The sequence below is a fragment of the Streptomyces sp. NPDC057424 genome, from assembly GCF_042803315.1.
In the GTDB taxonomy this organism is placed as follows: Bacteria; Actinomycetota; Actinomycetes; order Streptomycetales; family Streptomycetaceae; genus Streptomyces.
Genome location: NZ_JBHVCP010000027.1, coordinates 77020 through 101220, shown reverse-complemented (window position 1 = coordinate 101220; position 24201 = coordinate 77020). Strand labels below are relative to the sequence as shown.

The following is a 24201-nucleotide window of genomic DNA, read 5'->3' as shown; positions in this document are numbered from 1 at the left end:
GCCCGCCCCCGGACGAGCGGAGCGCGGTAGCGCCGGGCCCGGCACTCGCGTGAGCCGCCGGCAACGCGAGCGCGAGCACCCCGCAGGCCAGCCCCGTCACCGCCGTTCGCGTCGCAGACCAGGCACGTGGGTTCCGCACGTGAGCTCCTCCCGCCGATGACATACCGGGAGAACCGTGACCGGACGAGGCGACCGAGGTTACGGGTCCGCCCCGAAACCGCCCGCTCGGGCTACGGTTCTCACCCGGACGGCCCCGTGGCCTCCCCGGGGGCGAGCCGAGCCCCTTTCAGGGTCATGTGCAGCAGCAGCCGGTCCTCGCCGTCGTCCAGGTCGAGGCCGGTGAGCTTCTCGATCCGGGACAGTCGGTAGTACAGGGTCTGGCGGTGGATGCCCAGCTCGGCCGCGGCCCGGGCGGCCTGGCCGGCGCAGTCGAGGTAGACCTCGGCGGTACGGGCGAGGTCGTGGTGGGCCGGGGCGAGCAGCGCGCGAACGACGGGGTCCTGAGCGACCTCGGGGGGCAGGGCCGTGAGCAGCCGGAACGGCCCGATCGACGCCCACTGCGCGATCGGTCCGAACCGTTCCTCGGCCAGCGCGGCCCGGGCGGCCGCCGACGCCTCCCGCCAGGCGGTCGCCAGGCCGGCGAGGCCGGAGCGGGGGGTGGCGACACCCGCGGCGGGGCCGCTTGCTCCGCGCGTGGTGCTGCCGGGACGGTCGGGTGGGGCTGCGCCCGCCGCTGCGCCCGAGGAGGCTGTGGGGCGGGCCCTGGCGGGGCGGGAGGCGCCGGCCGGTCCGCCGGCCCCGCCAGGGCCCACCCCGCTCGCCGGGCCTGTGGCGGCCCCGCCCACCCCGCTCGCCGGGCCCGCTCCGCCAGGGCCCACCCCGCTCGCCGGGCCCGTGGAGACTCCGTCCGCACCGCTGGTGGCGGATCCGCCCGGACCGCCGCCGCCCGCTCCCGGCGCAGCGGCCCCCGGCGGGTCACCTGCCCCGCGCGCCCGCTCCAGCAACCGCCCCGCCGCCGTGGTCGCCGGTGTCAGGACGTCCGGGGAGCGCAGGCGGATCAGGACCCCCAGGCATTGGGCCGTGGCCCCCCACGGCAGGGTGCACAGGGCCGTCGCACCCGGGACCGCGCGCACCGATGGGGCGTCGTCCGGCTCGGCCGAGGGCCACGGGGCGACGCACATCAGGGCGTGGAGGCCGTCGGCGCGGGAGCCGAGGGCCGTGCGGAGTTCCGCGACGGCCATGTCGCTCTGCCAGCCGCGCTCGGCGGTGAGGACGGCCCGCAGTTCGCGGCTGAGGTCGGCGCCGTGCTGGGCCTCGTCCGCGAGCAGGGCGCCGATACGGGCCGTGACCTGCATGGCGGCGCCGAGCTGGCGTTCGTTCGGGCCGGGATCGTCGTCCAGGAGCCAGATGTAGCCGTGCACCACGCCCCGGTGCCGGACGGGGAGGCAGATCCGGCCACGGTAGACCCCGGCCTCCGGCGTCGGGGGGATGCGGACCGGGCCCGTCGCCCGGGTGATGCCGAAGCCCTCGAACCACGCCCGGACCGCGGCCGTCGAGCGGCGGGTGAGGATCGAGCGGGTGCGTACGGGGTCCAGCGCCGACGGATCGAGGTCGCCCTCGCTGTCGTAGGCCCCGAAGGCGATCAGCTCGAAGTCACGGTTCTCCAGGGTCGCGGGCGCGCCGAGCAGCTCCGAGATCTCGTCGACCAGCTCCTCGTAGTCGCCCCTGTGTTCCGACGTCACCTGGGCATTGTCGCGCACTTCCCGGACCCCTTCATACATCTGTCTGAGATCTGTGGCACGGATGCGTGACAGCTGTCGATGGCAGACGATCGGAGGGATCCTTAGGTTTCACGGTGGTTCTCCGTGCCGTACCCGACGCGTCATCCGCGAGGGGTCCGGCCTTCACGTTGCTTGTGCTCTGGAGGTGCCCCGTGCTGGGTCCCGTGATTCTCGCCGCGTCACGCAGCGACCGGATGCGACGCCTGGTCTCGGCGGCCCCGGTGACCAAGCAGGTCGTCGACCGCTTCATCCCGGGCGAGGACGTGGACGACATCGTCCCCGTCGTCCGGGAGCTCGCGGACGACGGCCTCGAACTGACGATGGACGTCGTCGGCGAGGACATCACCAACCCCGCACAGGCCGCCGCCGCCCGGGACGCCTACCTGGAGCTCGTCGACCGCCTCAAGCCGCTGGAGCTCGGCACCCGCGCCGAGATGTCGGTGAAGCTGTCGATGTTCGGGCAGGCGCTGGACGGCGGTCACGAGCTGGCACTGAAGAACGTCCGCCCGGTCGTCGAGGCCGCCGCCGGGATCGGCACCACGGTCACGCTCGACGCGGAGGACCACACCACCCTCGACTCGATGCTCGCCATCCACGAGGAGCTGCGGAAGGACTTCCCGGAGACCGGCTGCGTCATCCAGGCGTACCTGTTCCGCACCGAGGCCGACGCACGCCGCCTCGCCGCGAGCGGCAGCCGGGTCCGCCTGGTCAAGGGCGCGTACAAAGAGCCCGCCTCGGTCGCGTACCAGGACAAACACGAGATCGACCGGGCATACGTTCGCGTTCTGAGGACGTTGATGCGGGGGGAGGGGTACCCGATGATCGGGTCCCACGACCCACGCCTGATCGCGATCGGCCAGGAGCTCGCCCACCAGGCCGGGCGCAAGCTCGACGCGTACGAGTTCCAGATGCTCTACGGCATCCGCACCGAGGAGCAGCTGCGGCTGGCCGCCGAGGGCCACCGGATGCGCGTGTACACCGCGTACGGCACCGACTGGTACGGCTACTTCATGCGCCGTCTCGCGGAGAAGCCGGCCAACCTGCGCTTCTTCGCCCGCTCGATGCTCACCAAGAGCTGACAGCTCAACACGGGCTGAGACCGAAACACCGCTCAGTAAGGAGTTACGGAAAACATGGACGCTGTGACCCAGGTCCCCACCCCCGTCAACGAGCCGGTGCACGGCTACGCCCCCGGCTCGCCCGAGCGGGCCCGGCTGGAGGCCCGGCTGAAGGAGCTGGCCGACAACCCCGTCGACCTGCCCTGCACCATCGGCGGCGAGAAGCGGATGGGCGGCGGCGAGGCCTTCAAGGTCGTCCAGCCGCACAACCACCAGGCCGTGCTCGGCACGTACCGCAACGCCACGCAAGCGGACGCCCAGGACGCCATCGACGCGGCCCTGGCCGCCGCACCCGCCTGGCGCGCGATGTCGTTCGACGACCGCGCGGCGATCATCCTGCGCGCCGCCGAGCTGCTGTCCGGCCCCTGGCGCGAGACGCTCGCCGCCTCCACCATGCTCGGCCAGTCCAAGACCGCCCAGCAGGCCGAGATCGACACGCCCTGCGAGCTGATCGACTTCTGGCGGTTCAACGTCTCCTACGCCCGCAAGCTCCTGGCCGAGCAGCCGCCGGCCAACTCCCCGGGGGTGTGGAACCGTCTGGACCACCGCCCGCTGGAGGGCTTCGTCTACGCGATCACGCCCTTCAACTTCACCGCCATCGCGGGCAACCTGCCGACGGCCCCGGCCCTGATGGGCAACGTCGTGGTCTGGAAGCCGTCCCCGACGCAGACCCACGCCGCCGTGCTGCTCATGCGGCTGCTGGAGGAGGCGGGCCTGCCCAAGGGCGTCATCAACCTCGTCACCGGAGACGGCATCGAGGTCTCCAAGGTCGCCCTGGAGCACCGCGACCTCGCGGGCATCCACTTCACCGGCTCGACCCCCACCTTCCAGTACCTGTGGAAGACGGTCGGCGCGAACATCGAGAAATACCGCACCTACCCGCGGCTGGTCGGCGAGACCGGCGGCAAGGACTTCCTCGTCGCCCACCCGTCGGCCGACCCGGCGATCCTGAAGACGGCGTTCACCCGGGGTGCCTTCGAGTTCCAGGGCCAGAAGTGCAGCGCCACGTCCCGGGCGTACATCCCCGCCTCGATCTGGAACTCCGGTTTCAAGGAGGAGCTCGCCGCCGAGGTCGACGGCATCAAGATGGGTGACGTCACCGACCTGTCGAACTTCATCGGCGCCGTCATCGACGAGCGTGCCTTCGCCAAGAACAAGGCCGCCATCGACCGCGCCGAGGAGGACCCCGCCTGCACGATCGTCGCGGGCGGCACCTATGACGACTCGACCGGCTACTTCGTCCGCCCGACCGTCATCGAGTGCACCGACCCGGAGAACGAGGTGTTCCGCACCGAGTACTTCGGCCCGATCATCGCCGTGCACGTCTACGAGGACGACCGTTACGACGAGATGCTGACGCAGATGGAGTCCGTCTCCGACTACGCCCTGACCGGCTCGGTCATCGCGAACGACCGCGCCGCGGCGGCCTACACGGCGGACAGGCTCCGCTACGCGGCCGGCAACTTCTACATCAACGACAAGTCGACCGGCGCCGTCGTCGGCCAGCAGCCCTTCGGCGGCGGCCGCGCCTCCGGCACCAACGACAAGGCCGGCGCCCCGCAGAACCTGATGCGCTGGACCCTGACCCGCGCCATCAAGGAGACGCTGGTCCCGCCGACGGACTACACGTACCCGCACATGGGCTGAGACGCCGAGTGGAACCGACGGGCCGGGTCGTACGACCCGGCCCGTCGGCATGCCGGCGGGCCGGATGCGGCCGCTCACGGGTGCGGGACCAGGATGATCCCGCCCCGGCTGCATCGTGCGCCGACAGCCGGTCGAGAGCCACCAGGCCCCCTCGGATACTGGTCCGATGACCACCCGAGCGCGCACCGCCCACACCGCCGGCCTCACCCCCGCCGAACTCGACGCCGTACGTGCCCTGCTGGACGCCGCGTTCGACGGCGACTTCGGCGAGGAGGACTGGGACCACGGGCTCGGCGGCATGCACGCCCTCGTCCATGACGACTCGGGGCTCGCCGCGCACGGCGCGGTCGTGATGCGCCGGGCGCGGCACCGCGGCCGGTGGCTGCGCGTGGGGTATGTCGAGAACGTCGCCGTCCGCGCCGACGCCCGCCGCGCCGGCCTCGGCGGACTGGTCATGGCGGAACTGGAACGCGTCGTCGACCGCGCCTACGATCTCGGCGCCCTCTCCGCGAGCGACGACGGGGCCCGGCTCTACACCGCACGGGGATGGCAGCCCTGGACCGGTCAGGTGCACGCCCTCAGCCCCCGGGACGGCATCGTCCGCCTGACGGACGAAGAGGGCGGCACCTACGTCCGTGCCGCCCTGGCCGGCTCCCTCGACCCCGCGCACGAGCTGCTCTTCGACTGGCGCGATGGCGATGTTCTGTAGAAATCACCGCAGGTCAGAGCAGTGTGACCCACTGCACCGTCTCAGATAGTAGGAAGTCCGAGTAATTGTGGAGACAGACGCTCCGTGCTCCCTTAGCTTTGTAGGAGCCGAACGTCTCGCTCGACCAAGCGAATGGCGGTCGTGAGCCGGGCCCCGTGCAGGCAACCCCTGCGGCACCGCTCCCCGCCCCTTCTGGGGGTCCCACCCACGCCCATTAGGCAGTGGGGGAGTCTCGTAACCCTCCCTGTGCACTCCGTGCTGTCGAAGGAGTCGATTTCCCATGGCCGAGACGACCGTCCGCCGCCGAGTCCGTCACGTCTCCCGCATGAGCGAGTCCGACCGGAAGAACGCCGCCGCCGCGCTCCAGCGCGCCCTCGACCGCAGGGACAACGGCGGTTCCAGCGGCCACTGAGCCGCATCAGGACCGGGAGCCGCCCGACGAGGTGCGGTGCGGGGTCTGGTCTCACGCCCCGCGCCGCACCTCGAAGTGGTCGATCCGCTCCCCGCTCGACGCCAGCGCCGACACCTTCAGTTTCGGCTCGGCGCCGCTCACCGCCTCCACCGAGAGGAACGAGAAGCCGCGGTAGCGCACCCGCGACCACGGTGCCGACTCCGCCCTGGTGCCCTGGGACTTGGTCCACCGGAACGTGATGACCGGCTCGTGGTCGGCGGTGTTCCCCTCGTAACTCTCCTTCACGCCGTCGGGGAAGCCGTACAGCTCCTTGCCGCCGCCGCCCGCGGTGACGTACACGATCCCGTCCCGCCGCGGATCCGTCGTCCCGCCGACCGGCACCGGCCTGCCCACCTCGCCACCCCGGATGGCGTCGGTCCGCTCGTAGACGTGGTTGTGCCCGTTGATCACCAGGTCCACCTCGTGCCGGGCGAACAGCGGCAGCCACTCGGCGCGCACCCCGCCGTCGGAGGCGTGCGTGGACGTCGAGTACGCGCAGTGGTGGAAGAAGACGACGATGAAGTCGACGTCCTTCGAGGACCGCAGCTCGCCGAGCTTCCCGTCCAGCCACCTCGTCTGCCGCCCCTCCGTGTAGCCGGAGTTGGCGGGGATCTCGTACGACACGTCGTTCGCGTCCAGCGCGACCACGCCGACGTTGCCGTAGGTGAAGGCGTACACGCCCGGTGCCGTACGCGCGTCGAAGCCGCTGTCCGGCAGGGAGAACCGGGCGAGTTGGCCGCCGTAGCCGTCCGGTGAGTACCAGGCCTCCATGTCGTGGTTGCCGGTCGTCACCATCCACGGCACCGAACCGGCCACCGGCTCGGTCTGCTTCAGGAACCGGTCCCACTGGGTCGCGTCGAAGACGTCCGACTCCTTGCCCTTGCCGGTCGGGTCGGCGTAGCAGATGTCACCGGCGTGCAGATGGAAGGCGGGATTCCGGCGCAGCAGCGTACGGTCGTTGAGGGCCGCCTCCTCGCCGACGCCCTGGTCGCCGAACGCGGTGAACACGAACTTCCCCGGCGGGCGCGCGGGCGCCGTGCGGAAGGACGTGACGGTCGGCCGGTGCCGCGGGGAGGCGGGGTCGAAGCCCTCGTGGCCGACGCCGTAGTAGTACGTCGTGCCCGGGCTCAGGCCGTCCAGCGCGGCGTGCAGGTAGTACTGCTCGACCGCCGGCCGTACGCCCTTCAGCGCCGGGGTGTGCAGGTCGCGCAGCTCCGCCTCCGTCTTGCGTCCGAGGTCGTCGGGGCGCAGGCCCACCCGGATGTACGGCCTGCGCACCGCGAGCGGCACCTGCCAGGAGATCCGCATCTGCGTCCTCGGGTCGGCGCCGAAGGCGAGATGGCGGCCGAAGGGGGTGATCAAGGCACCGGGCGCCTTCGACGTGCTCGGTGACGGGTTCCCCGTCGCGGAGGCACCGCCCCGCCCCGAACCCGAGCCGCAGCCGGTCAGCAGCCCGCTCGCCACCGCGCCCGCGGTCACCAGCGTGCGCCGCCGCGACAGTCGCGTCCGCAGGTACTCGTGCTGCTCCGCCATGCTCATCCGGCGGGCGAGCTCGGGCGGGATGCCGAAGTGGGGGATCTCCATGTCCGGTGAACTTCCCATCGGAGGTCAACGGCCGCACCACGTACGGGTGAACGGCACCCGGCGGGCACGTGCCGTCCCCCGGGCGGGGTGCCGCCCGGCTGTCCGCATCACGGACACCGAGTGTCATCCCATGGGACGAGGAGTAGGGTGCCCGCATGTCTCGCAGCATCAATCTCGCAGTGATCCCCGGTGACGGCATCGGCCAGGAGGTCGTGGCCGAAGGCCTGAAGGTCCTCTCCGCCGTCCTTCCGCAGGATGTGAAGCTGGAGACCGAGGAGTACGACTTCGGCGCCCGGCGCTACCACGCCACCGGTGAGACCCTCACCGACGCCGACCTCGACGCCCTGAAGCGGCACGACGCCATCCTGCTCGGCGCGATCGGTGACCCGTCGGTGCCGTCCGGCGTCCTCGAGCGCGGCTTCCTGCTGAAGCTCCGCTTCGCCTTCGACCACCATGTCAACCTGCGTCCTTCGAAACTCCTTCCGGGTGTCGCCACCCCGCTCGCGGGCGAGCCGCAGATCGACTTCGTCGTGGTCCGCGAGGGCACCGAGGGCCCGTACACCGGCAACGGTGGCACGATCCGCAAGGGCACCGAGCACGAGGTCGCCACCGAGGTGTCCGTGAACACGGCCTTCGGCGTCGAGCGCGTGGTCCGTGACGCCTTCGCCCGGGCCCAGGCCCGTCCCCGCAAGAAGCTGGCGCTGATCCACAAGAACAACGTGCTGACCTTCGCGGGTCATCTGTGGACCAACATCTTCAACAAGGTGGCCGAGGAGTTCCCCGAGGTCACCACCGAGTACATGCACGTGGACGCGGCGACGATCTACCTCGTCACGCAGCCCGAGCGCTTCGACGTGATCGTCACCGACAACCTCTTCGGCGACATCGTCACCGACCTCGCCGCGGCCGTCTCCGGCGGCATCGGCGTCGCCGCGAGCGGGAACATCAACCCCTCCGGCGACTTCCCCTCGATGTTCGAGCCCGTGCACGGCTCGGCCCCGGACATCGCGGGCCAGGGCAAGGCCGACCCGACCGCCACCGTGCTGTCCGTCGCCCTGCTCCTGCGCCACCTCGGCTACGAGGCCGAGGCCGCCCGCGTCGACGAGGCGGTCGCGGCCGACCTCGGCGAGCGCGCCGGCAAGCCCGCCCGCTCCACCGCGGAGATCGGCGACGCGCTCGCCGTACGCGTAGCCGGCTGACCCGCCGCTGCACACCGCAAGCCGCCGGGTCGCATCCGCGCCCGGCGGCTTCCGCATGTTCCCGCCGGGTGCCACCATCGACCACCGGGCCGCATTCACCCCGTTCCTTCCGCCGCCGCCCCCGGGCGATAATCGAACGCGAGGCCGCGCAATGAGGGAATGCTCGGACGTCCTAGCACTGGTCACCATCAGAGCAGTACCGAGCGCGGCCCGTCACTACAACCGGTGAAGGACATCAACCCATGACGACGCCCACGATCGAGCTCAAGCCCTCCGCCCACCCGCTCTCCGACGCCGAACGCGAGGGGATCCTGGCCAACCCCGGGTTCGGCCGCCACTTCACCGACCACATGGTGACGATCAAGTGGACGGAGGGCCGAGGCTGGCACGACGGCCAGCTCGTGCCGTACGCGCCGATCTCCCTGGACCCCGCGACCACGGTCCTGCACTACGCACAGGAGATCTTCGAGGGGCTGAAGGCCTACCGCCAGCCCGACGGATCCGTCGCCACCTTCCGCCCCGAGAAGAACGCCGAGCGGTTCCAGCGCTCCGCCCGCCGGCTCGCGATGCCCGAGCTGCCGGTCGAGACGTTCATCGAGGCGTGCGACGCCCTGGTGAAGCAGGACAGGGCATGGGTGCCGGCGCACGGCGGTGAGGAGTCCCTCTACCTGCGCCCGTTCATGATCGCCACCGAGGTCGGGCTGGGTGTGAAGCCGGCCAACGAGTACCTGTTCCTGGTGATCGCCTCCCCGGCCGGGGCGTACTTCCCCGGGGGTGTGAAGCCGGTGTCCATCTGGGTCTCCGAGGACCGCGTCCGCGCCGTCCCCGGCGGCATGGGCGACGCGAAGACCGGCGGCAACTACGCGGCGTCCCTGCTCGCGCAGGCCGAGGCCGCGACGAAGGGCTGCGACCAGGTCTGCTACCTCGACGCCGTGGAGCACACGTGGGTCGAGGAGCTGGGCGGCATGAACCTGTACTTCGTCTACGGCGACAAGATCGTCACGCCGTCGCTGACCGGGTCGATCCTGGAGGGCGTCACCCGCGATTCCCTGCTCGCCGTCGCCCGTGACCTCGGATACGAGGCCGAGGAGGGCCGGGTCTCGGTGGACCAGTGGCAGCGGGACTCGGAGAACGGGTCGCTGACCGAGGTCTTCGCCTGCGGTACGGCCGCGGTGATCACTCCGGTCGGTACGGTGAAGCGGGCCGGGGCGGAGTGGAAGCAGAGCGGGGGAGAGCCGGGCGAGGTCACGCTGCGGCTGCGCCAGGCGCTGCTCGACATCCAGCGGGGTACGGCCGAGGACGCGCACGGCTGGATGCACCGGCTGGGCTGAGCGGTCCAGGTCTCCGGGGGCCCGTCCCCGGCCCCCGGAGACCTGCGCCCACGTCACCCGGCTCGGCCGGCCAAGAGGCCGGTGTCGCGGCGTCAGCCCCGGGCTCCACCTCGGCCGGCCCGGGCGACCCGAACCGTACGACCCGCGCTTCCGTCCGCGACCCGCGCACCGGGCGCACCGCCCTGGCCGGCCCGGACGCCCGGTGCGGCCCGAGCGGCCCGAGCGGGTCCGCCCCGGTGATCGACCGCAACGGCCCGCACCGGCTTTCAGCAGCTCATCGGCCGACCTCGTGCCCCGCGACACGTACGACACCTCGCCCGTCTCCGTCCGTCACCTGAGGTGACCGACCGCATCCTGAGACAACGGTGAGCGAAGCGCGAGGGTTGTGCCACACTTCCTCCGTGCTCTCGTTCGCCATGATTATTGGCAGCAGGCGCGCCGGTCCGCAGTGACCGCCACGTACGACCAGGTACGGGCGGACACCGTCGTCCTCGACCCGCGCGCAGACCTCTCGCACCCGCGAGAGGTTTTTCGCATTTCTGGCCCACCCACAGCCGGAGGCGAGAGCGCGAGGGAGTATGTGAGGGCGGTGGAGCCGGTCATTCCGGTACGACCGAGATCCCATCCTCAGGAGCCTTGAGACCATGACCGAAACCAGCGAGCTCGACGATTCGTTCCACGTCTTCGACACCACCCTGCGCGACGGCGCCCAGCGGGAGGGCATCAACCTCACCGTCGCGGACAAGCTGGCCATCGCACGGCACCTGGACGACTTCGGCGTGGGCTTCATCGAGGGCGGCTGGCCGGGCGCCAACCCCCGGGACACCGAGTTCTTCGCCCGAGCCCAGCAGGAGATCGGCTTCCGGCACGCCCAGCTCGTCGCGTTCGGCTCCACCCGCCGCGCAGGCACCACCGCCGCCCAGGACCCGCAGGTCAGGGCGCTCCTGGAGTCCGGCGCGCCGGTGATCACGCTGGTCGCCAAGTCGCACGACCGCCATGTCGAGCTCGCACTGCGCACCACCCTGGACGAGAACCTGGCGATGGTCCGCGACACCGTGTCCTTCCTCAAGGAGCAGGGCCGCCGGGTCTTCATCGACTGCGAGCACTTCTTCGACGGCTACCGCGCCAACCCCGAGTACGCCAAGGCGGTCGTCCGTACGGCGTCGGAGGCCGGCGCGGACGTCGTCGTCCTGTGCGACACCAACGGCGGCATGCTCCCGGCCCAGATCCAGGCCGTCGTCTCCACGGTCCTCGCCGACACCGGCGCCCGGCTCGGCATCCACGCCCAGGACGACACGGGCTGCGCGGTCGCCAACACCCTGGCCGCCGTCGACGCCGGTGCCACCCACGTGCAGTGCACGGCCAACGGCTACGGCGAACGCGTCGGCAACGCCAACCTCTTCCCGGTGGTCGCCGCCCTGGAGCTCAAGTACGGCAAGAAGGTCCTCCCCGACGGCCGGCTGCGCGAGATGACCCGCATCTCGCACGCCATCGCCGAGGTCGTCAACCTCACCCCCTCCACCCACCAGCCCTACGTCGGCCTCTCCGCCTTCGCCCACAAGGCCGGACTGCACGCCTCGGCGATCAAGGTCGACCCGGACCTGTACCAGCACACCGACCCCGAGCTGGTCGGCAACACCATGCGGATGCTGGTCTCCGACATGGCCGGGCGCGCCTCCATCGAGCTCAAGGGCAAGGAACTCGGCATCGACCTCGGTGGCGACCGCGAGCTGGTCGGCCGGGTGGTCGAGCGGGTCAAGGAGCGTGAGCTCAAGGGGTACACGTACGAGGCCGCCGACGCGAGCTTCGAACTCCTGCTGCGCACCGAGGTCCAGGGCAAGCCGCTGCGCTACTTCGAGGTCGAGTCCTGGCGCGCCATCGTCGAGGACCGGCCCGACGGCTCCCACGCCAACGAGGCCACGGTCAAGCTGTGGGCCAAGGGCGAGCGCATCGTCGCCACGGCCGAGGGCAACGGCCCGGTCCACGCGCTGGACCGGGCCCTGCGCGTCGGCCTGGAGAAGATCTACCCGCAGCTCGCCAAGCTGGATCTGGTGGACTACAAGGTCCGCATCCTGGAGGGCAAGCACGGCACCAACTCCACGACCCGCGTGCTGATCTCCACGTCCGACGGCACGGGCGAGTGGTCGACGGTGGGCGTCGCCGACAACGTCATCGCGGCGAGCTGGCAGGCCCTGGAGGACGCGTACACGTACGGGCTGCTGCGGGCCGGGGTGACGCCGGCCGAGTAGCGGACGGCCTTCCCGGGACGCGGGTCACATCGCCGTGTCCCGGGACCGCGGCCCCGGCACCTCTCCGCCCCGGTCGCGGCCGGGCGCCCGGTCGAGGCGGAACAGCCCCGCCGCGTGGGGGCGCTGGCCGGTGGCCTGGGAGGTGGAGCGGGTCAGCTCCTCGACGCCGTCGGCCAGGTAACCGACCCACGCCGACCCCTCCTCCTCGATGATCCGCTGGGCGTCCGTGCGCAGCCGCTCGATCACCCCGAGCAGAGCGGCCTGCTCCTTGTCGCTGGGGGAGTCGGTGGTCCTCAGGAACGCCTGCGCCCAGTCGGACTGCGCCTTCTTCAGGATCTGCTGCAGCGCCAGTTCCGCACGGATGTAGCGGGTCCAGGACGCCGAGAACCCGAAGATCCGGTCGAAGAGGACGCAGCCCGCCCCGCCTGCCAGGAACACAAAGCCCCACTCGGGCTGCACGGCCGTCGGCGCGGCCGCGTGCACCAGCGGCGTGATCGTGCCGACGATGCCCAGCAGTGTGGCGAGCGCCCGCAGCGAACGCGACCACAGGGACGGCCCCCGGCGCCGGACCAGATACCAGCCGATCGCGGAGGTCACCTCCGCCTCGGCATGCCGGAACAGCTCCCACAGCAGGTCGGCCCGCGTCCGCGAGCGGTCCAGCTCGGTCAGTTCGGACACCGTCATGTCCGCAGCCCTGCGTCGTCCGAACATGCCCCTGTTCCCGCCCCTCCTGGATAGCCAGAGGGCATCCTAGGCGCAGCCGCCTCCACAAATCCCTGCCTCGACGGATAACCCCTTTCCGTGTGATTTCGGGTAGCTTCGAACATATGAAGGCTGCACTGGCGCGTACCGTCGTACGTCTGCTGATCGTGCCGGTCGCCGCCGTACTGGCGGTGCTGCTGGCCGGTGCGCCGGGCGCGCACGCGGCCACCGACCTCTCCAAGGTCGCCCAGGAACTGCGCGAGAGCCCCGTCTACGTCGATCCGGCCGCCTCCGGGCAGCTCGCGGCGTCGGACGCGGAGGCCCTCGCCGACAAGATCAAGGACGCGGACAAGCCCGTCTTCGTGGCCGTCCTGCCGGCCGGCTACCCCACGCAGGACCTCTTCCGGAACCTCCGCACGGAGACCGGCGTCACCGGCCTGTACGGCGTCCAGCTCGGCGACCGGTTCGACGCCCGCGCCGACAGCTCCGTGATGAGCCGCCAGGCGGTGTCCAACCTGGTCACAGCCGTGCAGGACGCCGGCGACACCAAGGCCCAGCTGAACGACTTCGTCGACGGCGCCCTGCTCAACGTGGGCGGTTCGGCGCCGAGCAGCTGGAGCGACGGCTCGGGCACCGACGTGCCGGTCGGCGGCCTGATCACGGTCGGCGCCCTGGCCGCGGCCGGCGGCGCGGGCGCCTATGCCGTGGTCCGCCGCAACCGGCGCCGGCACGAGGAGGAGCAGCGGGCGGCGCTGGAGAAGCTGCGGGTGGTCGTCGACGAGGACATCACCGCGTTCGGCGAGGAACTCGACCGCCTCGACTTCCACCCCGGGGAGCCCGGCGCCGACGACGCGATGCGCACCGACTACGAGCGTGGCCTGGACTCCTACGAGCGGGCCAAGTCCCTGATGGCCGCCGCGACGAAACCGGAGGATGTCCGGGCCGTCACCCAGGCCGTGGACGACGGCCGGTTCTCCCTGGCCCGGCTCGCGGCCCGCCGCGAGGGCGGAGCCCTGCCCGAGCGCCGCCCGCCCTGCTTCTTCGACCCGCGCCACGGCCCGTCGGTCGCCGACGCCACCTGGACGCCCCCGTCCGGCACCGCCCGTGACGTCCCGGTCTGCGCGGCCGACGAGCGGCGTCTCGCCGAGGGCCGCGACCCGGCGATCCGCGAGGTCGACACCGACCGCGGCCGCCGCCCCTACTGGGAGGCCGGACCGGCGTACGGCCCCTGGGCCGGCGGCTACTTCGGCGGCGGCCTCCTGCCCGGCCTCCTGGTCGGCACCATGCTCGGCAGCATGATGGCCGCCCCCGCCTACGCGGCCGACTACGGCTCCGGCTACGGAGACTTCGGCGGCTACGAGGGCGGCGACGTCTCCGGCGCGGACTTCGACACCGGCGACTTCGGGGGCGGTTTCGGAGGAGGGGACTTCGGAGGTGGCGGGGGCTTCGGTGGAGGCGGGGACTTCGGGGGCGGGTTCTGACCAGGGCCTGAGCTCTGGGCAGAAGCGGTGGCTACTCGCCCTGTTCGCATGTCCCGGACGCCGTAGCCCACGCCCGTGAACAGGCCCCCGTGCTGCTCGGACAGCGGACGGAAGCTGTCCTGCTTCCTCCCTACGGTGGTGCCATGACCACCTCCGACGGCACCGGCCCTCTCTCCTTCGATACCACGGACGGCCTGGACTCCCGGCTGACCGTGCCCCCCGCCCCGCACCCCGGCCTCTGGGTCAGGGTCGCGAGGAAGGGCCCGGGCATCCCCTCGGTCAGTGCCGCCGACGTGAACGGCGTGGCGCTGTGCCACGGGTGGATCACCGGGCAGCGCAAGGGACTTGACGAGACGTACTACCTGCAGCGGATCACCCCGCGGCGTCCGGGCGGTCTCTGGTCCATGGTCAACGCCAGCGGATCGAGGAGCTGACCGCCGCCGGGCGGATGCGGCCCGGCGGACTCGCGGAGGTGGCGGACGCGCGGGCGGACGGCCGGTGGGAAGCGGCGTACGCGTCACAGAAGGAGGCCGAGGCCCCCGAGGACCTGGTGGCGGCGCTGCGGCGGAGCCCCCACGCTGCTGCGGCTTTCGAGGCGCTCGGGCGGACGGACCGGTACCTGCTGATGCTCGGGGTTCTCCGGGCCGGAACGGCAGGGAGCCGGGCTGCGCAGGTGGCGGCGGCGCTGGGGAGGCTGGAGCCACGGGACACGGAGAGCCGAGCCCGGCGGAAGGCGGCGCGAGCGCACCGGGGCCGGCCGTCCGCCTCACGGGACAGGGCCCGGCACCGGTCGGTGCCGGGCCCCGAAGCCACAGGTCAGAGGGTCGATGCCGCCGAAGCGATGGCGGAGGCGAAGGTGGAGACCTCCGTGTAGACGCCGGGGGCCTCGGGCCGGGCGCAGCCCTCGCCCCAGCTGACGATGCCGACCTGGATCCAGGCGCCGGCGTTGTCCTTGCGGAACATCGGGCCGCCGGAGTCGCCCTGGCAGGTGTCGACACCGCCCGCGTCGAAGCCGGCGCAGATCTCCTCGCTCGCGACGAGGCCGCTGTACAGACCGCCGTAGGCCTTGCACGCGGCGTCGCTGACGAACGGCACGGTGGCCTTCAGCAGGTAGCGCTGCTGGGAGCCGCCCTCACGGTTCGCGCCCCAGCCGGCGACGGTGAAGTCACCGGTGTTGTACTGCGTGGTGGTGGCGATCTTCAGGGTCGGCAGGTTGATGGGCTGGGCGAGCTTGATGAGCGCCCAGTCCTTGCCGGTGCCGTTGTAGCCGGGGGCGCGCAGCACCTTGGTGGAGCGGACCTGGACCCGGCCGCTGGTGGACTGGAGGTCGGCGACCCCCGCGGTGGCGGTGATGCCGGTGTTGTTGCCGGACCGGCCCACGCAGTGCGCGGCCGTCAGCACGATCTGCTGGGTGTAGAGCGCGCCGCCACAGCCCATGGAGAGCCGGACCATGAACGGGAACTCGCCCTGCGCGGCCCGGGTGCCGCCGACGACGGGCGACGGGGCGGCCTGTGCGGCGGAGACGGGCTGGAGACTGGCGATGGCGAGCGCGGCGGCGCCGAGGACCGCGCATCTCTTGAGGGCCGTGAGAAGTCTCTTCAACGTGATGCCTTCCGTGGGGGGTTGACTGGGGAGGTGCAACCGAAGCATCAGATTGACGAGTACATGACAGCAGCAAGGGCAAAAAGAACGTCCATGTGCTGGCATGGACCGGTCAAAATACTGCTGCTGGATTATGGGAACGCCGGCAGTCCTTTCACAAGGGGCGGGAACCGGCCAGACCGGCCCGGGCGGACGTCACCGGGCCGGCCTCGCGGGGCTCACGCGTTCCTGATGGCCGAGATGTCGAAGTTGAGCTTGATCTTGTCGGAGACCAGGACGCCGCCGGTCTCCAGCGCGGCGTTCCAGGTCAGGCCCCACTCGGAGCGCAGGATCTCCGCCTTGCCCTCGAAGCCGACGCGCTCGTTGCCGAAGGGGTCCTTCGCGGCGCCGTTGAACTCGAGGTCGATGGCGAGGGTGCGGGTGGTGCCGAGGATCGTCAGGTCGCCCGTGATCCGGTAGTCGTCACCGCCGAGGGCCTCGGCCTTGGTGGAGCGGAACGTCATGGCCGGGAACTCGTCCGCCTTGAAGAAGTCCGCGCTCTTGAGGTGGCCGTCGCGGTCGGCGTTGCCCGTCTCGATGCTGTCCATCACGACGTCGACGGAGGCCGTCGACCGCGCCGGATCGGTGCCGTCGAGGTGGAGCGTGCCGGTGAAGTCCTGGAAGCCGCCCTTGACGTTGGTGACCATGGCGTGCCGGGCGACGAAGCCGATCGTCGAGTGCGCGGGGTCGATCGTGTAGTCGCCCGTCAGGGCGGCCGGCTCGGGGCTCGCGGCGGCACCGGTGGCGGCGGTCTGGGTGTCGGTGCGGCTGAAGATGCTCACGGGGGTACGCCTCCTGCGTGTGATGTTGAATCTTTAACTACTCCAACGCGGCCCACCGTAGACCTATTCCGTTCAATGTTCAACATCTTCGGGGGATGTCCGTGTCGCCTCCGCCGCCTCCTCCCGTACCCCCGCTTGGCGCAATCGCACGGCCCGCGGGGGTGGTCCTGCGGGATGCGGCGCGCGGCGGCCCGGCACGCAAGCGGCCCACGGGCCCGGGCCTGCAGGAGCCGGCACGCCGAGCCCCCGCCGGGCCCGCCCTGCGGTGGCGGTGTCCGGCGATACGGGGTTCCGTTTTCAGTGACCGTATGGAGACAGACGAGACCACGGCGGACGCACAGCGCAGGGGAGAGCGACTCGTGACACTCACCGGCTCCGGCTCGGCCTACGACCCACCGGCGGACCCCGCGCCGCGCCGCTCCACGGCCCCCGTCCCCGCCCGGGTGGACCAGTACGGGCCGCCGCGCCGCATCGACCGGCGCGTCGCCCTGGTCACCGGCGCCTCCTCCGGCATCGGGGCGGCCACGGCCCGGCGTTTCGCCCTGGACGGCTGGCAGCTCCTCCTCAGCGGACGCGACCGGCACCGCCTGGAGCAGACTGCGTCCGGCACCTCGGCCGTCGTACTGCCCGCCGACCTCGCCGCCCCGGACGGCCCCCGCCTGCTGGCCCGGTCCGCGCTGCACACGACCGGCCGGATCGACGTGCTGGTCGCCGGAGCGGGCATGGGCTGGGCCGGCCCCTTCACCGCCATGCCGCACACCGACATCGACCGGGTGCTGACCCTCGACCTCAACGCCACGCTCCACCTCGTGCGCGAGGTACTGCCCTCCATGGTCGCGGCCGGACGGGGCCGCGTGGTGCTGCTCGGCTCGGTCGCGGGCTGCGTGGGCCTGCGGGAGGAGGCGGTGTACTCCGCCGCCAAGGCCGGCCTCGCCGCCTTCGCCGAAGCACTGCGCCAGGAACTGCGCGGCACGGGCGTGGGCGTGACCTTCGTCGTGCCCGGAGCCGTCGACACGGCCTTCCACACCCGCCGCGGCAGGCCCTACGACGGCTCCCGTACCGGCCTCCTCTCGCCCGGCTGTGTCGCCGGCACGATCTGGGAGGCCGTCCGGCACAACCGCGACGAGGCCTACGTGCCCACCTGGCTGACCGTCCCCGGCCGGGTCAGGGGCCTCGCGCCGGGCCTGTACCGCCGCCTGCTGAACCGCTTCGGCTGACCCGCACGGCCGTTCCCCCGTTCCGGTCACTCCGGCCGGATCCACCGTTCAGCTGAGCGTCTCCCCGTGGTAGGGCATGGGCATGACTCCCCAGCGCCGCCTCTCCCCCCGCCGAACGGCCGGCGCCGCCGCCCTGCTCCGGCCCAGCCGCCGCGCCCTGCTGCTGGCGGCCGCGGCCCTGGCGGCGACCGGGAGCGCTGCGCCCGCAGGCAGGGGCGCCGACGCGCCGGGCGATCCGTACGACACCCTCCGCCGCCGCTGGCTCGGCATCGCGCTCGGCACCGGATACGACCCGACGGCCGCGCCCTACGCCGCCCGGCTCGCCGAGACCGGCGCACTCGCCCGCGACCTGCGGGCGAGCATGGCCCCGACGACGGACTCCCTGTGGCCCGGGCACCCCTTCGACCCGCCGGCCGGCATCACCCTCAGCTACGGCCGTCTGTGGACCATGACCCAGGCCTACCTCCAGCAGGGCAGCGGCTCCACCGCCGACCCCGGCCTCCTCGCCGCCGTCCTGCGCGGCCTCGACCACCTCTCCACCACCGTCTACAACCCCTCCACCACCCGCTACGGCAACTGGTGGGAGTGGCAGATCGGCAGCCCACGCCTGCTCACCGACATCACGGCCGCCCTGTACGAGGAGCTGGGGGAGGCCCGCGTCAGCGCCGCCTGCGCCGCCGTCGACCACTTCGTCCCCGACTCCGCCCTCGGCGACTACGGCGGCACCTCCACCGGCGCCAACCGCGTCGACCTGTGCCGCTCCGTCGCCCTGCGCGGCATCCTCGGCCGCGACCCCGCCAAGATCGCCCTCGCCCGGGACGCGCTCTCCCCGGTCTTCCCCCACGTCACCCGGGGCGACGGCCTCTATGCCGACGGCTCCTTCGTCCAGCACACCTGGGTCGCCTACTCGGGCACCTACGGCCAGGTCATGCTCGACGGACTCGGCCGGCTCTTCGCCCTGCTCGCCGGATCCGACTGGGAGGTCACCGACCCGAACCGGCAACTCGTCCTCGACAGCGTCGAGCGCGCCTACGCGCCGCTCATCCACGACGGGCTGGTCATGGACAGCGTCAACGGCCGGGCCATCAGCCGCGGTCACCTCACCACCGACGACCGCGAGATCCTGCGCGGCGACCACTACCACGGCCACCGGCTCATCGCCGCCATCGCCCTGCTCGCGGCCGGCGCGAGCCCGGCGGAACGCGACCGCTGGCACGCCCGCGTCAAAGGCTGGATCGAACGGGACACCGTCACCCCGATCCTGACGGCCCCCCAGTTCGGCGTCGCCGACCTGGCCCGGCTGCACGCCATCGCCGGCTCACCCGCCCCGGCCGCGCCCGAACCCCCCGGACACCACCTCTTCGCCGCCATGGACCGTGCCGTCCACCGCGGCCCCGGCTTCACCGTGAACATCGCCATGGCCAGCGACCGCATCGCCCACTACGAGTGCGGCAACGGCGAGAACCCCCGCGGCTGGCACACCGGCGCGGGCATGGTCAGCTGGTGGGCGGACGCGAGCGACCAGTACACGGACTGGTTCTGGCCGACCGTCGACTGGTACCGGCTGCCCGGCACCACCGTCTCCACCAAGCGGCTCGCCGACCGCGAAGGCGGCGAGTGGGGCACGGCCCGCCCGGACGCACGCTGGGTCGGCGGCACCACCGACGGCACCTACGCGGCCCTCGGACAGCATCTCAAGGGCCTCGGCTCCACCCTCGAAGCCCGCAAGTCCTGGTTCTGCCTCGCGGACGCGGTGATCTGCCTGGGCGCCGGAATCACCTGCGCCGACGGCGTCCCGGTCGAGACGATCGTCGACAACCGCAACCTCGGCGCATCCGGCACCCCACGCTTCGTCAAGGGCCCGAACTGGGCTCACCTGGAGGGCCACGGAGGCTGGGTCCTGCTCGGCCGCGAGCCGAAGGCACTGCGCGAGGACCGCACCGGCGCCTGGTCCGACATCAACACCGGCGGCACACCGGAGCGGCGCACCCGCCGCTGGCAGACCCTCTGGCTCGACCACGGCACCGACCCCGAGGACGCCACGTACGCCTACGTCCTCATGCCCGGGGCGTCCCGCCGCGCGGTCGCACGCCGCGCCGCCGACCGCCGGTGGCTGTCGATTCTCGCCAACGACCCCGGCCGCCAGGCGATCACGGTGCCGTCCCTCGGCTGCACGGCGGCCACCTTCTGGCGGGCGGGGACGGCGGGCCCCCTCTCCGCCTCCGGCGGCGCGAGCGTGCTGGTCGTCCGCCGCGGCCGCACCGCTACCCTCTGTGCGAGCGAGCCGCCCCGTACCGGCGGGCCGCTGGAGATCGTCTGGGACCGCCCGGTCCGCCGGGTCGTCCGCGCGGACGAGACGGTCGAGGTGCTCTCGGCCGGCCCTCGACTGCGCGTGCGCATCACCCCGGGGGAGGCGTGCGCCACGCACCGATGTGAGGTGACTCTCGACTGAGGCCCTTGTGTGACTCCTACAAGCCGCACACCCCCTGAGCAGTCGGATTGGCTGCACCCCACCATGGTTCTGTTCAGGGGTACCAGGAAAACACGCCGGAGACTGTGAGGAGTCGACGGCCCGCATTCCTCGGTCGGCTTCGTAAGGTCACTACATGACCGTTTTGGATGAGGCGCCGGGTGAGCCGACCGACGCGCGCGGACGTGTGGCCGAACTGCACGAGATCCGTGCGCAGGCGGTGGCCGGACCGAGCGAGAGGGCGACCGAGGCGCAGCACGCCAAGGGCAAGCTGACCGCGCGGGAGCGCATCGAACTCCTTCTCGACCCGGAGTCCTTCCGGGAAGTGGAGCAGCTGCGCCGGCACCGGGCCACGGGCTTCGGCCTGGAGTCCAAGAAGCCGTACACCGACGGTGTGATCACCGGCTGGGGCACGGTGGAGGGCCGCACGGTCTTCGTCTACGCGCACGACTTCCGCGTCTTCGGCGGCGCCCTGGGCGAGGCCCACGCCACGAAGATCCACAAGATCATGGACATGGCCATCGCGGCCGGTGCCCCGCTGGTGTCGCTGAACGACGGCGCCGGCGCCCGCATCCAGGAGGGCGTCTCGGCGCTCGCCGGCTACGGCGGCATCTTCCAGCGCAACACCAAGGCCTCGGGCGTGATCCCGCAGATCTCGGTGATGCTCGGCCCGTGCGCCGGCGGCGCGGCCTACAGCCCCGCCCTCACCGACTTCGTCTTCATGGTCCGCGAGACCTCGCAGATGTTCATCACCGGCCCCGACGTCGTCAAGGCGGTCACCGGCGAGGAGATCACGCAGAACGGCCTCGGCGGCGCGGACGTCCACGCCGAGACGTCCGGTGTCTGCCACTTCGCCTACGACGACGAAGAGACCTGCATCGCCGAGGTCCGCTACCTCCTCTCGCTGCTCCCGCAGAACAACCGGGAGAACCCGCCCCGCACGGAGCCCTCGGACGCGGCCGACCGCCGCTCGGACGTCCTCCTGGACCTCGTCCCGGCGGACGGCAACCGGCCGTACGACATGGCCAAGGTCATCGAGGAGATCGTCGACGACGGCGACTACCTCGAGGTCCACGAGCGCTGGGCCCGCAACATCATCTGCGCGCTGGGCCGGATGGACGGCCAGGTCGTCGGCATCGTCGCCAACCAGCCGCAGGCGCTCGCCGGTGTCCTGGACATCGAGGCCTCCGAGAAGGCGGCCCGCTTCGTCCAGATGTGCGACGCGTTCAACATCCCGATCATCACTCTTCTGGACGTCCCCGGCTTCCTCCCGGGCGTCGACCAGGAGCACGGTGGCATCATCCGCCACGGCGCGAAGCTGCTCTACGCCTACTGCAACGCGACCGTGCCGAGGATCTCGCTGATCCTGCGCAAGGCCTACGGAGGTGCGTACATCGTCATGGACAGCCAGTCCATCGGTGCCGACCTCACCTACGCCTGGCCGACGAACGAGATCGCCGTCATGGGCGCGGAGGGTGCGGCCAACGTCATCTTCCGCCGCCAGATCGCCGAGGCCGAGGACCCCGAGGCCATGCGGGCCCGCATGGTCAAGGAGTACAAGTCCGAGCTGATGCACCCCTACTACGCGGCCGAGCGCGGCCTGGTCGACGACGTCATCGACCCCGCCGAGACCCGCGAGGTGCTCATCAAGTCCCTCGCCATGCTCCAGACCAAGCACGCGGACCTGCCGTCCCGCAAGCACGGCAACCCGCCGCAGTAACCCTGCGGACATCTTCCTCACGGAGACTGACACTCATGGAATCGCCTGACATCCGCGTCGAGAAGGGCCACGCCGAGCCCGAGGAAGTCGCCGCCATCACGGCCCTCCTCCTGGCCCGTGCCGTCGCCCGCCCCACGGACCCGGCCCCGGCCCACCGCGGCCGCATCAAGGCGGGCTGGCGCCGCCTGGAACGCGAGCCGGGCTTCCGGGCCCCGCACAGCTGGCGCTGAGCTCTTTCACGCCCTCGCGGCCCCGTCCTCCTTGGGGAGGGCGGGGCCGCGGCGTGTGGTCACGCGCCGGTGACGCCCACGCCCAGGATGCCGAGGGTGGCTCTCCCGGCGCAGGAGACCCGTCGTGCCCAGCCGTGACGCCGCCGCCTCCGCGCTCACCGCGCCCCCCGGACAAAACACTGCGGCCCCCACCCCTCCCACAGGAGGAACGAGGGCCGCCGGACGGACGCGGCGATTACCGCAGGCGCGCCATCAGCGCGTGCTCCACCAGCGTGATCAGTGCCGACTTCGCGTCGGCCCGGTGGCGGGCGTCGGTCGTGATGATCGGGGTGTCAGGACCGATCTGGAGGGCTTCCCGGACCTCGTCGGGCGTGTAAGGCTGCTGGCCGTCGAAGCCGTTCAGCGCGATGACGAACGGAAGTCCCGAGTTCTCGAAGTAGTCGACGGCGGGGAAGCAGTCGGCGAGCCTCCTCGTGTCGACCAGCACGATCGCGCCGATGGCGCCGCGCACCAGGTCGTCCCACATGAACCAGAAGCGGTCCTGGCCCGGCGTACCGAAGAGGTACAGGATCAGGTCCTGGTCCAGGGTGATACGTCCGAAGTCCATGGCGACCGTCGTGGTCGTCTTGTCCCCGGTGTGGGTGAGGTCGTCGATGCCCGCCGAAGCAGACGTCATCACGGCCTCCGTGCGCAGCGGATTGATCTCCGAGACGGCACCCACGAACGTGGTCTTGCCCACGCCGAAGCCGCCAGCCACCACGATCTTCGCGGACGTGGTGGAGCGGGAAGGCCCTCCGCTAGAGCTTGCGAAGTCCACTGAGCACCCTTTCGAGCAGTGTCACGTCTGGCTGGCCGCCGGCGCTCTCGTCGCCGCCGGGCTGATGGATGGCGACCAGTCCCGCCTCCGCCAAGTCGGCGACGAGGATCCTGGCCACGCCGAGAGGGATCGTGAGCAGCGCCGAGATCTCGGCGACCGACTTGATTTCCCGGCAGAGGTTGCAGATCCGCTGATGCTCGGGCAACTGGCCCTGCATCTGGTGCGGCTGCGCAGTGGTGTGCACCAGCGCCTCGATGGCGAGCTGGTAGCGCGGGCGGGTCCGGCCGCCGGTCATGGCGTACGGACGCACCAACGGATTGTTCGACGCCCCGGCGGGCGACGGCTCGGGGGTGCGGCGCTGCGGCTGCACGGGCTGGATACGCGGGGCCGGCGGCTGGTCGTACGGCGACGGGCCGGGGCCCTGCGGCGCGTACGGCTGCCGGTGGCTCGGTGCGGAGGGGAAGTTGTAACGGTTCGGGTTCTGACCACCGTCGCCCTGGCCCTGGGCAGGGCCGTACGACCAGTTGCCCGAAGGCGAACCGCCTGGGGGTGTTGCCACTTTCTCCTCCTCCGACTGTGCCTGGCACCCATCGCTGTGGAGCCGCGTCCCGAAACCTTACGGCCACGGGACGCCAAATCGCACCGTCCGTCTGTTAGTTGAGCAGGCTCCCCTGGAGCTCTGCACGAAGGTCCGGTGTCAGGACCGTACCGGCTCGGTCGACCAGCAGCGCCATCTCGTACCCGATGAGGCCGATGTCCGCCTCCGGATGTGCCAGAACGGCGAGGGACGAGCCGTCGGAAACGGACATGATGAAGAGGAATCCCCGCTCCATCTCCACAACGGTCTGGTTCACGGCGCCTCCCTCGAAGATCCGGGAAGCGCCCGCCGTCAGCGACGTCAGACCGGAGGCGACGGCCGCGAGCTGGTCGGCGCGGTCGCGGGGGAAGCCTTCGGACATCGCCAGAAGGAGTCCGTCGGCGGAGACCACCACCGTGTGGGACACCCCCGGGGTGTTGTCCACGAAGTTGGTGATCAACCAGTTCAGGTTCTGTGCCGCCTGGCTCATCGGGC

22 protein-coding genes are annotated in these 24201 nt (G+C 71.7%); 14 read left to right on the top strand and 8 right to left on the bottom strand.

Annotated features, from left to right (window positions below):
* Positions 1–239: 239 nt before the first annotated feature.
* Positions 240–1781, bottom strand: coding sequence for a PucR family transcriptional regulator (locus tag ACFU3E_RS22055; RefSeq protein WP_384160681.1), 1542 nt, complete (start codon positions 1779–1781; stop codon positions 240–242).
* 152 nt (positions 1782–1933) lie between these two features.
* Between ACFU3E_RS22055 and ACFU3E_RS22050 the strand changes: the two genes are divergently transcribed.
* The 4 genes from ACFU3E_RS22050 (at position 1934) to ACFU3E_RS22035 (ending at position 5667) form a co-directional block, all read left to right on the top strand.
* Positions 1934–2860: a proline dehydrogenase family protein gene (locus tag ACFU3E_RS22050; protein WP_384160678.1), complete on the top strand. Its 927-nt coding sequence runs from the start codon at positions 1934–1936 to the stop codon at positions 2858–2860.
* Positions 2861–2914: 54 nt separating this feature from the next.
* Positions 2915–4546, top strand: coding sequence for an L-glutamate gamma-semialdehyde dehydrogenase (gene pruA / locus ACFU3E_RS22045; RefSeq protein ID WP_384160675.1), 1632 nt, complete (start codon positions 2915–2917; stop codon positions 4544–4546).
* A gap of 166 nt (positions 4547–4712) precedes the next feature.
* Positions 4713–5255 carry a GNAT family N-acetyltransferase gene (locus ACFU3E_RS22040; RefSeq protein ID WP_384160672.1) on the top strand — a complete coding sequence of 181 codons (543 nt, stop codon included), beginning with the start codon at positions 4713–4715 and terminating at the stop codon, positions 5253–5255.
* Between the two features lie 280 nt (positions 5256–5535).
* A complete protein-coding gene (locus ACFU3E_RS22035; protein ID WP_086025117.1) occupies positions 5536–5667 on the top strand; it encodes a hypothetical protein in 132 nt (43 codons plus the stop codon).
* Between the two features lie 51 nt (positions 5668–5718).
* Here the strand turns inward: ACFU3E_RS22035 and ACFU3E_RS22030 are convergent, their stop codons facing one another.
* The gene (locus ACFU3E_RS22030; protein WP_384160669.1) at positions 5719–7290 is read right to left on the bottom strand and encodes a purple acid phosphatase family protein; all 1572 of its coding nucleotides are present in this window, start codon (positions 7288–7290) and stop codon (positions 5719–5721) included.
* Positions 7291–7445: 155 nt separating this feature from the next.
* Between ACFU3E_RS22030 and ACFU3E_RS22025 the strand changes: the two genes are divergently transcribed.
* From ACFU3E_RS22025 to cimA, 3 genes are all read left to right on the top strand, one after another.
* Positions 7446–8489, top strand: a complete 1044-nt coding sequence (locus ACFU3E_RS22025) for a 3-isopropylmalate dehydrogenase (RefSeq protein ID WP_384160666.1) — start codon at positions 7446–7448, stop codon at positions 8487–8489.
* A 242-nt stretch (positions 8490–8731) separates the two neighbouring features.
* Entirely contained in the window at positions 8732–9820 is a 1089-nt protein-coding gene (locus ACFU3E_RS22020) for a branched-chain amino acid aminotransferase (RefSeq protein ID WP_384160664.1), read from the top strand.
* Between the two features lie 644 nt (positions 9821–10464).
* A complete protein-coding gene (gene cimA / locus ACFU3E_RS22015) occupies positions 10465–12069 on the top strand; it encodes a citramalate synthase (protein WP_384160661.1) in 1605 nt (534 codons plus the stop codon).
* Positions 12070–12093: 24 nt separating this feature from the next.
* Here the strand turns inward: cimA and ACFU3E_RS22010 are convergent, their stop codons facing one another.
* Positions 12094–12780, bottom strand: coding sequence for an SLATT domain-containing protein (locus tag ACFU3E_RS22010; RefSeq protein WP_384160658.1), 687 nt, complete (start codon positions 12778–12780; stop codon positions 12094–12096).
* Between the two features lie 116 nt (positions 12781–12896).
* Here ACFU3E_RS22010 and ACFU3E_RS22005 point away from each other — a divergent pair, with 116 nt between their 5' ends.
* From ACFU3E_RS22005 to ACFU3E_RS21995, 3 genes are all read left to right on the top strand, one after another.
* The gene (locus tag ACFU3E_RS22005; protein ID WP_384160655.1) at positions 12897–14252 is read left to right on the top strand and encodes a hypothetical protein; all 1356 of its coding nucleotides are present in this window, start codon (positions 12897–12899) and stop codon (positions 14250–14252) included.
* A 143-nt stretch (positions 14253–14395) separates the two neighbouring features.
* A complete protein-coding gene (locus tag ACFU3E_RS22000; RefSeq protein WP_384160652.1) occupies positions 14396–14686 on the top strand; it encodes a YdeI family protein in 291 nt (96 codons plus the stop codon).
* A gap of 14 nt (positions 14687–14700) precedes the next feature.
* Positions 14701–15126 carry a YdeI/OmpD-associated family protein gene (locus ACFU3E_RS21995; RefSeq protein ID WP_384160649.1) on the top strand — a complete coding sequence of 142 codons (426 nt, stop codon included), beginning with the start codon at positions 14701–14703 and terminating at the stop codon, positions 15124–15126.
* Here the strand turns inward: ACFU3E_RS21995 and ACFU3E_RS21990 are convergent.
* Positions 15069–15854 (bottom strand): S1 family peptidase, encoded by a 786-nt coding sequence (locus tag ACFU3E_RS21990; RefSeq protein WP_384160646.1) that lies wholly within the window; start codon positions 15852–15854, stop codon positions 15069–15071. The genes ACFU3E_RS21995 and ACFU3E_RS21990 overlap by 58 nt on opposite strands.
* Positions 15855–16072: 218 nt before the next feature.
* Positions 16073–16675 (bottom strand): YceI family protein, encoded by a 603-nt coding sequence (locus tag ACFU3E_RS21985; RefSeq protein WP_384160643.1) that lies wholly within the window; start codon positions 16673–16675, stop codon positions 16073–16075.
* 359 nt (positions 16676–17034) lie between these two features.
* Here ACFU3E_RS21985 and ACFU3E_RS21980 point away from each other — a divergent pair, with 359 nt between their 5' ends.
* The 4 genes from ACFU3E_RS21980 (at position 17035) to ACFU3E_RS21965 (ending at position 22312) form a co-directional block, all read left to right on the top strand.
* Complete coding sequence (locus tag ACFU3E_RS21980; protein ID WP_384160690.1) at positions 17035–17892, top strand: SDR family NAD(P)-dependent oxidoreductase; 858 nt, start codon at positions 17035–17037, stop codon at positions 17890–17892.
* An 82-nt stretch (positions 17893–17974) separates the two neighbouring features.
* On the top strand, positions 17975–20344 hold the full coding sequence (locus ACFU3E_RS21975) for a polysaccharide lyase 8 family protein (protein WP_384160640.1): 2370 nt from the start codon (positions 17975–17977) through the stop codon (positions 20342–20344).
* 154 nt (positions 20345–20498) lie between these two features.
* Positions 20499–22082, top strand: a complete 1584-nt coding sequence (locus ACFU3E_RS21970; RefSeq protein WP_384160637.1) for an acyl-CoA carboxylase subunit beta — start codon at positions 20499–20501, stop codon at positions 22080–22082.
* A 35-nt stretch (positions 22083–22117) separates the two neighbouring features.
* Positions 22118–22312 carry an acyl-CoA carboxylase subunit epsilon gene (locus tag ACFU3E_RS21965; RefSeq protein WP_384160634.1) on the top strand — a complete coding sequence of 65 codons (195 nt, stop codon included), beginning with the start codon at positions 22118–22120 and terminating at the stop codon, positions 22310–22312.
* Positions 22313–22547: 235 nt separating this feature from the next.
* On the opposite strand, the gene ACFU3E_RS21960 is transcribed toward ACFU3E_RS21965, so the two are convergent.
* From ACFU3E_RS21960 to ACFU3E_RS21950, 3 genes are all read right to left on the bottom strand, one after another.
* Entirely contained in the window at positions 22548–23129 is a 582-nt protein-coding gene (locus ACFU3E_RS21960) for an ATP/GTP-binding protein (protein WP_014675207.1), read from the bottom strand.
* Positions 23110–23688, bottom strand: a complete 579-nt coding sequence (locus ACFU3E_RS21955; RefSeq protein WP_384160631.1) for a DUF742 domain-containing protein — start codon at positions 23686–23688, stop codon at positions 23110–23112. Before ACFU3E_RS21955 ends, ACFU3E_RS21960 begins: the two co-directional genes overlap by 20 nt.
* A 94-nt stretch (positions 23689–23782) precedes the next feature.
* Positions 23783–24196: a roadblock/LC7 domain-containing protein gene (locus ACFU3E_RS21950; RefSeq protein WP_003993185.1), complete on the bottom strand. Its 414-nt coding sequence runs from the start codon at positions 24194–24196 to the stop codon at positions 23783–23785.
* Between the last annotated feature and the right edge of the window lie 5 nt (positions 24197–24201).